At 54.6% G+C, this 13,486-nt stretch carries 11 protein-coding genes; 3 read left to right on the forward strand and 8 right to left on the reverse strand.

The genetic code is table 11. The annotated features are described in order from the left end of the window. Window positions 1-64: 64 nt before the first annotated feature. On the forward strand, window positions 65-721 hold the full coding sequence (locus ACETWG_01985) for a helix-turn-helix domain-containing protein (GenBank protein ID MFB0515357.1): 657 nt from the start codon (window positions 65-67) through the stop codon (window positions 719-721). Between the two features lie 2 nt (window positions 722-723). Here ACETWG_01985 and ACETWG_01990 read toward each other — a convergent pair whose 3' ends face one another. The 5 genes from ACETWG_01990 to ACETWG_02010 are packed head-to-tail and all read right to left on the reverse strand — an operon-like array spanning window position 724 to window position 8,081. Continuing rightward, entirely contained in the window at window positions 724-2,016 is a 1,293-nt protein-coding gene (locus ACETWG_01990; protein ID MFB0515358.1) for a hypothetical protein, read from the reverse strand. Then, complete coding sequence (locus ACETWG_01995; GenBank protein MFB0515359.1) at window positions 2,013-2,771, reverse strand: outer membrane lipoprotein-sorting protein; 759 nt, start codon at window positions 2,769-2,771, stop codon at window positions 2,013-2,015. Before ACETWG_01995 ends, ACETWG_01990 begins: the two co-directional genes overlap by 4 nt. Before the next feature lie 39 nt (window positions 2,772-2,810). Further along, the gene (locus ACETWG_02000; GenBank protein MFB0515360.1) at window positions 2,811-5,096 is read right to left on the reverse strand and encodes an RND family transporter; all 2,286 of its coding nucleotides are present in this window, start codon (window positions 5,094-5,096) and stop codon (window positions 2,811-2,813) included. Window positions 5,097-5,122: 26 nt separating this feature from the next. Next, a complete protein-coding gene (locus tag ACETWG_02005; protein MFB0515361.1) occupies window positions 5,123-7,402 on the reverse strand; it encodes an RND family transporter in 2,280 nt (759 codons plus the stop codon). Window positions 7,403-7,442: 40 nt separating this feature from the next. Next, window positions 7,443-8,081: a TetR/AcrR family transcriptional regulator gene (locus ACETWG_02010; GenBank protein ID MFB0515362.1), complete on the reverse strand. Its 639-nt coding sequence runs from the start codon at window positions 8,079-8,081 to the stop codon at window positions 7,443-7,445. A gap of 184 nt (window positions 8,082-8,265) precedes the next feature. Here ACETWG_02010 and ACETWG_02015 point away from each other — a divergent pair, with 184 nt between their 5' ends. After that, entirely contained in the window at window positions 8,266-9,354 is a 1,089-nt protein-coding gene (locus ACETWG_02015; protein MFB0515363.1) for a mechanosensitive ion channel family protein, read from the forward strand. 131 nt (window positions 9,355-9,485) lie between these two features. On the opposite strand, the gene ACETWG_02020 is transcribed toward ACETWG_02015, so the two are convergent. Together ACETWG_02020 and ACETWG_02025 are read right to left on the reverse strand one after the other, a co-directional pair. Then, window positions 9,486-10,331 (reverse strand): hypothetical protein, encoded by an 846-nt coding sequence (locus tag ACETWG_02020; protein ID MFB0515364.1) that lies wholly within the window; start codon window positions 10,329-10,331, stop codon window positions 9,486-9,488. A 347-nt stretch (window positions 10,332-10,678) separates the two neighbouring features. Next, entirely contained in the window at window positions 10,679-11,512 is an 834-nt protein-coding gene (locus tag ACETWG_02025) for an SAM-dependent methyltransferase (GenBank protein MFB0515365.1), read from the reverse strand. Here ACETWG_02025 and ACETWG_02030 point away from each other — a divergent pair. Continuing rightward, window positions 11,496-11,783 carry a hypothetical protein gene (locus tag ACETWG_02030; GenBank protein MFB0515366.1) on the forward strand — a complete coding sequence of 96 codons (288 nt, stop codon included), beginning with the start codon at window positions 11,496-11,498 and terminating at the stop codon, window positions 11,781-11,783. The genes ACETWG_02025 and ACETWG_02030 overlap by 17 nt on opposite strands. A gap of 1,472 nt (window positions 11,784-13,255) precedes the next feature. Here ACETWG_02030 and ACETWG_02035 read toward each other — a convergent pair. Continuing rightward, on the reverse strand, window positions 13,256-13,486 hold a 231-nt coding region (locus ACETWG_02035; GenBank protein ID MFB0515367.1), incomplete at its 5' end, for a carbamoyl-phosphate synthase large chain.

The raw sequence follows: 13,486 nt of genomic DNA on the forward strand, positions 1-13,486 counted from the left end.
ATTTTTTACTGCATTTTCCTGTCCGGCGGGCTAAATTTATCCTAACAGCACAAGGTGGCAGGAAATGCGTAACATAACCTTCGGCGAGCGGTTGGCCTTCCATCGTGAAAAGGCCGGTCTGACCCAGAAAGAACTGGCCTCCCGGCTGGGCATCCAGTACCAGCAAGTCAGCGCCTACGAGCGGGACCTCACCTATCCCCGCAAGGGCCGCCTGATCCAGATCTGCGAGATTCTGAGTGCCCCCTATTCCGAGCTGGCCGAGGCTAAGTTTCGTACCCAGAACCCGGGCCTTCCCGAAGAAGCCTTCCCTTATGAGAACCGGCGCCGGCTGCCGCCGATACCCATCATCGGTCTGGCCGCGGCGGGGCAGGGCCTCTTTCCCAATACGGAAGGTACCGCCACGGCCGCTGATGACTACCTGGAACGCCACGATGACCTGAAAGACGAGCTGGTCTACGGTGTACGGGTATTCGGTGATTCCATGACGCCGGTGGTCAAGCCGGGGTCTATAGTTATTGCCTCACTGGAGGCCAGCTGCCAGAACGGCGACCTGGCCGTGGTGGTCACCCAGGATGGCGAGGCCATGATCAAACTGGTCTATTATAAAGGTGAAGAGCTCCTCCTACGCTCCACCAACCCGGCCTTCCCCGAGCGGCGCATCGCCCGCAGCGATATCCTGCACCTGCACCCGGTGGTCTACATCCGCATGGGCCGGGTGTAGGGCTAGAAGCTGTACTTCATTGCCATGTAGCAGTGACTGAAGACATCGCCGATGGTGTGCAGGCGGCTTTCCGCCGCGCCGTTGAGATAGGTTAAGCCCAGTTCCAGGTCAAAGGCCTCCTCCAGGGTCGCCGTAAGCTTCCCCCCCACCATGTAGCCTTTGTGATCCAGTTCATACAGGACCTGCCCCTGGAGGCTGTAGCGGCCGTCAGCGAAATCGCAGGAGGCGGTCGCCAGGACAGCGTTCTGGGCGATGGCGGCAAAGGGCATGCCCATCGTTGCGGGGATATTGTCCTGCTCATTCTCCTCTTCACTTATCATCTGCCGGGTGGATATATCCTGAGCACTGTCCCCGTCAATTTTGGTGATATACGTTCCCAGATACTGCACGACCAGATTGGAGTTATCGTCGGCCCGATCCAGTTGGAGGACGTACTGGATATAGGGATTGCGAATGAAGGGATCGTCCCCGTCTTCATCTTCCGTCAGGAAATAGGCCCCCTCCGATCTGAGGGCCCAGTCCCCCAGGAAGGTGACGATATCACCGCCGAAAGCCTGGGTGCGGTGATAACCGAGGCCGGTGAAGACGTACTGCTGCATCAACTCATGATAGCTGAAGAAGGGGGAAAACATCCGGTCGAAGCCGATGAAGTAGCTCACGGAAATGTCCATCAGGCTCAGCGGAAGCAACATCCGCAGGCCGAACTCGGTATTTTCCAGCTCCCGTGCGGGCAGCTGTTCGAGGCTCTTATCAAATCGGAATGGGGTCTCACCTAAAATGGGAAAATCCGGTTCGTTGAGGGGAAGTCGGTTGGGCCGGAACACCGGCGTAGCGATGGCCGCCACGTTGATATGTCCCAGGTAGAGGTTGGCTGAAGCGGCCAGATTGCCCAGTTTGCGGTCGGTGCCGGGCAGGAAGAGATAAAAGAAATCGTAGGGGCTCACGTTGTCGGTGGGGTTGTTGCCGTCGGCGGCACCCCAGGCGGTGATCTGCTTGCCGATCCGGAAGTCGCCCAGGTTGGTGGACAGCTCCGCGTAGGCTTCCCGCAGGTCCAGGCTGGCGGTGTCAGCGCCCAGGCGGTACTCCAGGGCGGTGCTGAAGAAGAGGCTCACGTTCCGGCCCTGGCGCTGCCCCTCCAGTGAGATAAAGCGGTGGGGTAGGGAGAGGTACTTCTCCTTGAAGGTGAGCCGCGCCAGAGGGTAAACCTCCCCGTGGAACTCGATCTGGGCCGAGACCACGGTGGCCGCCGCCAGCCATACCGTTATCAGGGCAGCCGACCATTGACTTCCCTTCATGGCAGCCTCTGCAGGTTGCGCTCGTGAAACAGGTCGTCGCCCACGCCGGTGTCCAGCTCCACATTATCGAAAAGCAGCTCGGTGCTGTGCTCTTTCTGGAGGTTTCGCACGAACATCCTCACCGGGATGCTATACTCCTTGACTGCTTCTACTTCCAGGATGCGCACCTTAAGCAGGTTGCCGGCCCGGTCATAGTACTCCTCCTTTAAGGGCATAACGTCCGACTGGCGCACCCAGGAGATAATTCTGCTATAAGATGAACGCAGCTCAGGAATAGGGATGCTTTCCAGAACCCAGACCTGGTCACCGTCAAGACTCTCCTCTCCCTTAAGCTCATAGGTGTACTCGTCCAGGTTCCGGGTGGTCATGTCTTCGTAGCTCAGGTCGGAGCCCATGAAGCTCTCACCCTTCTTGCTGGACGAAATGCGGCGCATCTTCTTGAAACTGGGCAGCCACATGCGCATCTCATCCTCCCGGTCTTCATACTCGATTTTCAGGAAGGCTACCCCTCGGTCGTCTGCCGGGGCCAGGAACCAGATGATCTGTTTGTCCTCACCCTTCCTCACCGAGTGAACAGTGAGTGTCCGCTGGCTGCCGGTACGGGCGGTGAGGATCATGGTCATATCGGCAACCATATCTTCGGGCTGCTTCCGCTCGTCTATCATTTTGGCGATGTCGTACCCCGTTTGCGCTACCAGGGTGCTGGTGAACAGGAGGGCTAGCAGCAGTAGCGCTGTGATTCGCGGTCTGGTCATGAGTGTACTCCTTTCACGATTCGGTGGCCGGGGATGATATTAAGCCGTTACTCTATCCCGCATTAGATGAATGATGGTTGCCAGCATGGTCAGTGTCCCTAGGGCGCATGAGACCATCGAAATGATTATCAGACCGCCGGCATAAATCATGGGGACGAAATTGGAAAAAAGCAGGGCTGCAAAACCAACCGATACCGCAGCTACGTTCAGCAGGATCGGATAGCCTACGTCATCGATAGCCGTTTGGCCTACCTGGTCGCGCGGAATACCACGCCTGAGAAAATGCTTGTACTGGGCGATGAAGTGTACCGCAAAGTCAACCCCGACGCCAATGATAATGGCCGAAAGAAGGGCGGTAACATGGCTCAACTCGATGCCGAACCATCCCATGATTCCAAAGTTAAGCAAAATGGCCGAGCTGAGCGGAATGACGGCCAGGATCCCCCACTGAAAGGTCTTGAAAAAAATCCAGGAGATGATAACAACCAGCACCAGCGATAACAACAGCGAACGCAGCGAGCTGCTAATCAGCAGGTAGGTGAAATCGCGCAGGAAGACTGGAAGACCGGAAACCCGGACATCCATGTCGGCCAGATCGCCGCTTTCGATCCGATCCTCCAGGCGTCCTACCAATCCCAACATTTCTCTGGTAGAAACGGTTTTCAGGCTGGAATTGATCAGGGCGTTGCGGTAGTCGTAGTCCACCAGGGCATTGAAGTCGTCGGGATCACCGGACATGCTATAAAGGGTCAATAAATTGGCCACCTTTGCCCGGGTATCGGGAATGTACTCATATTCCACGCTGTCGTCCATCACCACCCGGTGAAGCTTGGCGATCATGTTGGCAATGGAATAGGTTAGGCCGATAGGCTCTTCTTCTTCCAGCTGTTGCTGCAGGGCTTCCAGCCTGCGGAGAGTTGCCGGCTCCTTCATGTCTCCTCGGACCTGGATGGCCAGGTTGGACGAGCCATAGAACTTATCATCCAGAAATGCCATGTTTTCCCGGATGACCGAGCCCGGCTTGAAGAATTTGACCACATTCATCTCCACTCGCAGCTGGGTGATCCCAATGATGGAAAAGATCAGCACGACCACCGTTCCGGAGAGGATAATGACGGGGTGGCGCAGGACGTATTTCCCGGTGGCGTGGATGATTTTCTCGAAGATTCCGGGAGTGGTCAGGGCGCGCCCGGTCAGGTTCCATTTCTTGAGCACCATCACACTGGGCAGAAAGGTCACCGACAGGTACCAGGCCCAGGCAATGCCGAAAGAGACGGTAATACCGTATCCGACTATCGTGGTGAGGGGGGCGGTTGTGAGCGTGATGAAACCGGCCATGGTGGTGATGGAGGTCAGGAAAACCGGCAGCATCAGCACGTCCATGGTGGCGGCAATAGATGATTTAACCTCGCGCCGTTCGCGGACTTCGCGGAAAAAGCGCGTCAGAATGTGCACCCCGTCGGCGGTGGCTATGGTCAGCAGGATCACCGGCATGTTGGTGTTCAACAGGGTGAAATTGAAGTGCTCACTACTGAGGAGTTGGTACATCCAACCGAAAAAACCGACCATGGTGAAGGCCGAGAGCACAATGACCACCAGCACCATGAGCAGGGCGGTCAGGCTGCGCAGATTCAGGAGCAGCACCAGGGCCAGGAGGATCAGGCCGATGCGCATGAGGCCGATCACGTCCTGGCGCACCAGCTTGGTGATAATGCCACGCACGTAAGGCAGCCCGCCGATCTGGACCTCGTATCCCTGCAAGAGAGCATCGGTAACGGCCTCAACCTCGGCAGCGAGCTCTTTATCCGATACACCGGAAACAGGTAAAATCATAATCCGGGTGTAGTCTCCATCCCGGGAGACCATGGTGCGGCGAAGGTCGGGGTTGCGGTCCAGGTAGCCTTTTACCGCGGCGATTTCCTCAGGGGTCAGGTCACGGGCGGGCATCAGCTCGTCCACTTCCATAAACCCGTCCACACTTTCGATCTTGTCCATACTGGCCAGCCCGCGTACCTCATCGACAAGTAGCAAATCTTCTAATGCCCGGCTGACGTCCCAGATCTTCGCCAGGGCTTCCTGAGTATAAATAGATTGACCTTCTCGGCCGATACCGACCAGGATAGGTTCGATCGATCCGAATTGGTCTTCGATCTCTCTCCAGATCACCCTGGAGGGGATATCCTGGGGTAGCATTTTCATGACGTCGTCTTCAATGTGCAGAAAGCGCACGCCGGAGCCGATTATCACGCTCAGCAGCAATGCCAGGGTAATAGACTGGCCAGGGTGTTCAAGCGTCCATTGTATAAACCTCTTTTTCGTTATCACTTAGCTAACCTTTCACATACCAATCATTACGCGGTCACTTTAAAACGCATGAGGTGTACGATAGTCGCCAGTAGGGTGAGGGTGCCCACGGCGCAGGAAACCATGGAGATGATCACCAGGCCGCCCATGTAGTTCAGGGGGACAAATTCGGAGAACAGTAGGGCCGTAAAGCCCACGGAGACGGCGGCTACATTAAGCAGGATGGGGTAACCCACGTCATTGATGGTTACCTGGCTCACTTCATCCCGGCTGACACCGCTTTTCAGGAAGTTCCGGTACTGAGCGATAAAGTGCACGGCGAAGTCAACTCCCACACCGATGATAATGGCGGTAAACAGAGCGGTTACGTGGCTTAACTCAATGCCCAGCCACCCCATCAGGCCGAAGTTCAGGGCGATGGCCGATGACAGCGGAATTACCGCCAGTAATCCCCACCGCAGGGACTTGAAGAAAATCCCGGCCAGAATGATAACCAGAATCATCGACAAACCTATGGAGCGCAGGGAACTGACGATTAATACCTGCATGAAATCCCGCATGAAGACCGGAAAGCCCGACAGGCTGATCTTCAGAGCCGGTGAGTTGTGAGTAGTAACATAATCGTGGATGCGATCCACCATGGCAATGAGTTCCTCGGTGGCGCTCATCTTCACCGTGGCGGTGATCAGGCCTATCTGATAATCATAGTTTACCAGGGAGGAGAAATCGTCTGGATCGCCGGACATGCTGTAGAGCGTTAGAAGGTTGGCCACCTTTTCCCGGCTGTCGGGAATAACTTCGTACTGCGCACTGTCGTCCATGACCACACGATGCAGCTTGGCAATAATATTCGCCAGGGAAAAGGTGTTGCCTACCGTCGGTTCCTGCTCCAGCTGGCGTTGAATCCGCTGCATACCCTGCAGAACCTCCGGTTCTTTCAGGTCGCCCTCCACCTTGAAGGCGAAGTTGAGGGTGCCATAGAAGTGGCTGTCAAGAAATTCCATGCTCTGGCGAATGGGTGCCGTGGGCTTGAAGAAGTTGATGATGTTGACTTCCACATGGATCATGAAGATACCGATGACGGAGACCAGAACGATAAGTCCCCCCGTTATGAGTACGGTCCAGGGTTTGCGGAGCACGTAGTGGCCGATGCGTTGGATGATCCGCTCGAAGGTCCCCGCTGACCGCAGTGCCCGGCCTTCAAGGTCCCACCTGCTGACGGACATGAGGCTGGGCAGAAAAGTGACCGACAGATACCAGGCCCAGGCAATACCGAAAGAGACCGTAATTCCGTAACCGATCATAGCCCTCAGGGGAGCGGAAACCAGGGAGATGAAGCCGGCTATAGTGGTTGCCGAGGTGAGGAAGACGGGGAGCATGAGCACGTCCATGGTAGCCGCCACCGAAGCCTTCACGTCCCTTCGCTGCCGCACTTCCCGGAAGAAACGGGTCATGATGTGAACGCTGTCGGCGGTGGCGATGGTGAGCAGGATCACCGGCATGCTGCCGTTGACCAGGGTGAAGTTGAACAGGTCGCTCCCGGTGATCTTGAACATCCAACCGAAGAAGCCCACCATGGCACCGACGGACAGACCGATTACCGGCAGCACCATGCGCAGCCCCCGGAGGCTCCTCAGGTTGATGAGCAGAATGAGAACCAGGACCGGCAAGGCGATGCACATCAAAGTGATAATTTCCCATAGTACCAGCTTGACAAGGGTGCCCCGTACAAAGGGGAGCCCGCCAGTGTGACCATTCCCACCTTGCAGGCCATCATTGGTCACTTCAGCGACAGCCCGGACTAGTTCCTTATCGGAGGCGCCGATAGCGGGCACTACAGCTAACATGGCGAAACACTCGTCCTTTGAGACCAACATCCCGCCGATATCGGGATTGCGGGCAAGATAATCCCGGATGTCGGCGATTTCCTCCGGGTTGAGGTCTCGGTGAGGTATGAGGTCGCCCACCTCCAGTAGGCCCTCATCGCTGTCGATCCGGTTCATAGTAGCCAGGCTGCGGACCTCATCTACGGTAGGGTGGTCCTCCAGAGCGCGAGTAAGGTCCCATACGGTTGCCATCCCCTCGGCGGAGAAAATGGATTGGCCCTCCCGGCCGACGCTCACCAGTAGCGGTTCGGTGGAGCCGAACTGATCCTCGATCTCGTTCCAGACGATCCGTGACGGGATGTCTTCGGGAAGCATCTTCATGATATCGTCTTCGATATGGAGGAACCAAACGCCGGAGGCCAGGATCAGGCTCATAACAACTGCCAGGCCGATGGATTGCCGAGGGTGGTTGAGGGTCCAGGCGATGAATTTTCTCTTCATGGTGATCAGTTCTTTTCAGTCCGTTTCGGGATTGTATGTTTCAGGTCAGCCGGGCCTTGAGACCACCAAGGATGAACTGTACCACGTGCTCCTTCACTTCACTCTCGTATAGAGACAGGTCAAAGGCCTCCATAAGAGGCGCGTACATAGGCTGAAACACGAAATTGGAGACAATGCCGATCATGATGCTCTGGGTCACCAGAGCCAGATCACGCTGCGGCAGGGAATCCCGGCCGGTGTAGGTTAGAATCTTGGGGGTCCACCACTCTAGTATCTGAGGACCGACGGCCTGGAAGAACTTCTTGATGTGGGGTGCCCCAGCGGCCAATTCCCGGGCCATGAAGGGCCGCACCCGGTCCCCCTTGCGGGCGAACAGGTCGGCGTACATGTCGTAGACCTCATCGATGGTTTCTTCCAGAGACGCCTGTCGATTAAGGATTTCGGCGACCTGCTGGAATATGGGGGTGAAGTTGGCCGTCAGGACCGCCTCAAAGAGGCTTTCCTTGTTCTCGAAGTGGTAGTAGAGCATGAATTTGTTCACCCCGGCCGCCGCGGCGATCTCCCGCATGTTGGCGCCATCAAAGCCCTTTTCGGCAAAAACGACCTCCGCCGCTTCCAGAATGCGCTGGCGATTCTCCAGGGTTTTCTCTTTGGTACTGTCTTTGGGACGGGGCGTCATGGAACCTCCGGTTTACCGGTTGAATTTACTGTACGGTCGGTCAATATTCAAGACTCGCGTCGCTTCAAAATCTATCGAAAATAATAAAAATTGGATACCTCTGATCTATTGATCCTTCGCTCTTGTGGCATTCTCCTTAACCATCGCCCCAGCGGGCGATTTTGCGTACATTTCGGCGCAACCGATGAATCTGTTTGAAGCCCTTCAACAAGATTTTCTTGGCATACCCCTGATCCGCTACCTCTTCGCTTTCGTGGTGGTTCTGGCCACCCTGATCGCACGCAAAGTGCTGGATCGGTACCTCTTTCAATGGCTGCAGCGCTGGGCTCACAAGACCCGCTTCCGCTACGATGAGCTGGTCCTGGAGGCTGTCCGGGGGCCGGTAGGGGCCTTCATTCTGGTCTGGGGACTGTATATAGCGCTGAGCAGTTTGGCACTCGCGCCGCCAACCAAGGCCGCCCTGCTCCCCTTGTTCAAGGGGGCCACTGCACTCATCGTGGTGTGGGGCCTGTACCGCCTGTCAGACCTGCCCACCCAGCTGGCCCATTCGGCCCTCGCCCGGCGCGATGAAATCCTGGCCAGCCAGTTTGCCCCCCTTATCCGCAAAGCGTTGCGGGTCACAATAGTCCTCCTCGGCATTATCCTCATTATTCAGAACCTGGGCTACTCCGTCTCCAGCCTGCTGGCGGGATTGGGTATCGGCGGCCTGGCCATCGCCCTGGCCGGTCAGGACACCATCGCCAACCTGTTCGGCTCATTGGTAGTGCTCACCGACCGGCCCATGGTGGTGGGTGACCGCATCCAGATCGGGGATGTGCAGGGAACGGTGGAGTCCATCGGCTTTCGCTCCACCCGTATCCGCACCTGGGATAAAAGCCTGGTGGCTATTCCCAACAAAAAGCTGGCCTCGGAAGTTATCGAGAACTGGTCGGCCCAGCCCGGACGCCGCGTCCGCATGACCATCGGCGTGCAGTATGACAGCCCACCGGATAAGTTACAGCAGCTACTGGAGGGTGTCCGGAATATGCTGGCCGAGGATGATAATGTCGCCCCGGAAGGACAGTACGTCCACTTCACCGATTTCGGTTCTTCCTCCCTGGATATTCTGGTGAACTACTTCACCAAGACCACCGACTATCAGGAGCATCTGCAGGTGCGCGAGGCGTTGAATTTGAAGATTATGGGCCTGGTGGCGTCCCTCGATCTGGCTTTCGCCTTCCCCAGCCAGACGGTCTACTTCGGCCAGCCGCCCCCGGATGTACCTGCCAGCTGATCAGCAGCCGGCAAGGAAGGATTTCGAGAAGATTCGCATAAAGCTCGCCTGCCCGCGGTTAATCGTCAGGGATACACCGTATTTCGTCAGTGTTACGGTCGGCTAGTTAGCCGCGCTGAGAATTACAACTCTCATTTACGAAGATTAAGCGTTATGTTTATCGCATCGCTATCAGCTATTTTTTCTATATATTGTTCTGTTCCCTCTATTAATTCAGTATCTGCAACCTGTTTGGTCAGGCTTTTCAACGCAGATACCCAGTCAGTAGCCCATGTCCCGGCAGCAGAATATGATAAATAATATGGATAACCAGTATTCCCTGATAAACTGAAATTTCCAGTACAGTGAGTAGCATTCTCAAAAATACCATTGACACTGAAACCAGATGCACTCCAAGTAAACTCATTATTAATGATATCAAGTGGGGTTATCCGTGTTAATGTAACTGTAGCAGTCCCCCAATATTCTTCACAATAAATTACTATTTTCATCCCTTCATCAATCTGGGTGCCTTGGTTGCTGACATCAAAAAAGATATCCCTATATTGACTCGTCTGGCCATACCAATGACCATCCTGGGGACTCTGTCTTTCAGCTAGAACATCAATAGTAATATCACCCCCATTGGAGGTAATATCTATTTCACCGGTATTATAACCTGTGTCCAATGAAGTTCTGTCAATTGTTACGGTGATATCGTCCTCTTCTCCATCACTATCGCCAGAGGTTGGGTCCGCAGAGATCCAGCTATCATTACTGGCGATATCGTATTCAAGGGTTTTTACACCAGATTGAAGAATACCGTCATCATTACCAACATTTTGAATTGTAAATTCTTTTTGTGTTGCTTCTGTCCCGAAGTCTAACTCAGTTGGCTCTACTTTTAGTTTGGGATCCCCTTCACTACAGCCAGTCATTAATAACAGTATAATTCCCGGAAGTGCTGATAAGTAATACATTTTCCTCTTACTTATCATTTTAACCTCCTCTCTTGCTTTATTAATAATGTTTAACGTCTGATTACTAATTATGAGAAATCATTTCCGTCCATTGAAACCTGATATTATTGCGCACTGATGACTTAATATACTATTCATTTCTTATAAACACAATTAATAACAATGATACAATATCACTTGGATCGTCCGTCCCCCAGTTCGACCTGCGGGTCTTCCAGGAACCCGCGGGCAAGGATTTCGAGAAACTTACTCCCCGCGCGCAATCCTCAGGGATACGTCGTATTTCGTCAGTATAACGTTGGGCGATTACCTGCGGGCTAATCGATTCAGATCGATCCGCTAGTTCGGCGCACACACGCATCCACCTACCGCTTCTCCGCGTAGACGATCCGCTCGATCGGCGTAGACGTAAGCTCCCGGCCAGTCGGCTTTACGTACCGCACGGCCAGCTCCTCGTAACCGAGGTGCTCGACCACGCGCCAGCCGTACGCCGCGAGGAAGTTCGTGACGCCTTCGGGATCCATGCCGAAGAGCCAAACCTTATCCTTCACGACGTACTTTTTGTAGGCGTCCTCCTGGCCGTATATGACTTGACCGTCTATGAAGTCCTTACGGACGTACGTGAAGGCCAGGCGGCTACCGCGCGCGGCCTTGGCAAAGAAGTCGAAGGTCGTCCTGAGGCCGGTCTCGGTCAGGTACTGCGTGACCGCCTCCCAGATGAAGAACGTCCGCTTGTCCACCGAGTAGCCGTGCGCCGCCAGCACGGCGCCCAGCTCCTCGCGGTCGAAGTCGATGGGCACGAGCTTGACGTAGGCGGGAACCGCTCCAAACAGCTTCCGCAGCCGGATCCGCTTGGGCTCGATGTTCGCCAGATGATCGAGCTCCCAGGTCGGCACGTCGGCTAGAGCTGGTTGCCGGTAGGCCCGAGTGTCGAAGCCTGCACCCAGGTTCACCACCGCGTTGATCTGGCCGAGCGACTCGATCAGCTTCTCGTCTATGTACTGCTTCCGGCACATCATACCGCCCCAGATGCCGGGAAGGGTCTTCTCGGACGCGCGGACCATCCAATCCCTGGCCGCATCAGGCCGCATCAGCCACACGAAAGCTCTCATGCCGAACGGCAAGATTCGATAGGCCAGGTCATCGTCGATGATGCGCTGATCCGCTGGGAAGTGTTGCTCGATGGCGACCGCCGTCATCGGACCTGCTCCCGTTTTGGCTGCTGCTTTCGACATGCTGATTCCCTCCTTCGATTCACTTCTTCGGATTCTGTTGCGACAGCTCCCGCCGGAACCCAGCGGACTGCCCATCGAAATATATACCTTTACGAGCGACACACGGTGGGGAAACTACGAGGCCATCCAGGCGGACATCTTCGACCATATCCTGGCGGTGGTGTCGGAATTCGAGCTGCGGGTCCTCCAGGAGCCGGCCGGGAAGGATTTTGATAAGATTGCCAGTTCTGGATAATCGCTAGCGGTATACTGGCTGATGGCTTGGCTTGTGTAAATGGCCTACGGGGAATTTGGGAGTAGGGTGCGTACTAGGATTTGGTCTACGGGTGCTCAATCGTATATGTCCTTTACTCCTCGGGCATTGCTCCAATTGTGCATATGAATAGAGCATCGCCTGTACCATTTTCACAAGAGTGAATCCCTACTAGTTGCGCACCATCCGGTGATAGAGTGAACTCGAAGCTATCCAGTGAGTAGGATACATCGTGGGTTGGAGGTGAAATCTGGCAATGTATTCCATCCAATAGTAGACGATTTCCCTCTTGGACACCTGATAGTTGCTCAGTAATAGTTAGGCTGTTAGATTTTGATTTTAGGATACCATCGAAATAGCATCCATGCTGTTTAAGTGTTAAGCGCCCTTGGGTTATCGGACTAGCCCCGCATGACCAAGACCCTTGCCATAGCTCAGCCAATTGTGTAGAGGTTGGCTGGTGTTTCGCCTCGACCTCTCGCGATTCTAATTCGGGAGGCAAGACAGAATCCAAAAAGCCATGCTTATAGTGCTCCGCTAATATTTGCTGCATTTTAACCTTGAGCGTGGAGATTTGCTGTAATATAGGGGGATTTGCTTCAAAATATGTTTTGTAGGCATTCTCGACAACGAGCAGCACTTCCCAAAGGTGGGCAATAAAAAAAGCGTCTATGCGATAGGCGTTTGATACAATAACATGTCTCTTATGGTTGACTCTTAGACGAAAAAGATCAGTGCGAGTGGGATGGTTTTCTGTAAAAATATCCCATTGTGGTACTAAGGGAGCGCAATGTGAGAACGGATTGAATGTCGACCTAAGACGCTTTCGATATTCGGCTAAGCTCTCTCCAGTCACTGGACTAATAATGATTCGGTCTACCCACAAGGATGCAGCGGCACTAGGCTTCAGTTTATTGGATTCCCATCGTTCCGCTGCGCCCGCGATCATTGTAACTGCCGCAAGTAGGTCTAATGCATCCTCTAATGGACGAAAAAGAGTGACAGCAACGGAGTGATAACCCGTGACATTTAGTTCGCCACATATTGTAAGTAGATTGATAAGATACCTACCTAGGAGTTCTCCGGAGTACCTGGCGCCTTCGGTGTTAACTCGTGGCTGTGGGCAATGCGAGAAGAGTATATCTAAGATCTCAATGACCCCTTGGCATGGTGAATCGACGATTTTGGGGGCATCTTGTGGTGGAATTGTTGTATCTTTCATAAGTTGATTCATATGTTAGTATATTTTTTTAAACCATCTCCTTTAAGAAGTTAAACTACCTTGATAGGGACTACAATTCCCGATATGCGCAAAGACTCAGAATTGGACGTCATCGTCGCACTTCCCTTCGCCAAGCTCAGCACAAACTTGCCTCAGCGCGATGATGATAGCATAGATTGAAGGGGAACGCCGTCACCCTTCGAGAGCCTCAGGGTGACTACCCTAATCTCGACTAGCCGAACAACTCCTTCAGCGAGCGTACCTTGAAATTGCCCGTCTGCATTCGCCGGATGGCCCGCACCATGGCCTGGGCGGCGCTGAGGGTGGTGATCACCGGCACCCCGTGGCGGATGGCGCTGCGATCAATGGCGTATTCATCTTCCCGGGCCCGGGCACCCAGGGGAGTGTTGATGACCAGCTGCACCTCGCCGTTGCTGATGGCGTCGGCCACGTTCGGGCGGCC

Source organism: Candidatus Neomarinimicrobiota bacterium, from assembly GCA_041862535.1.
Classification (GTDB): Bacteria; Fidelibacterota; Marinisomatia; order SCGC-AAA003-L08; family TS1B11.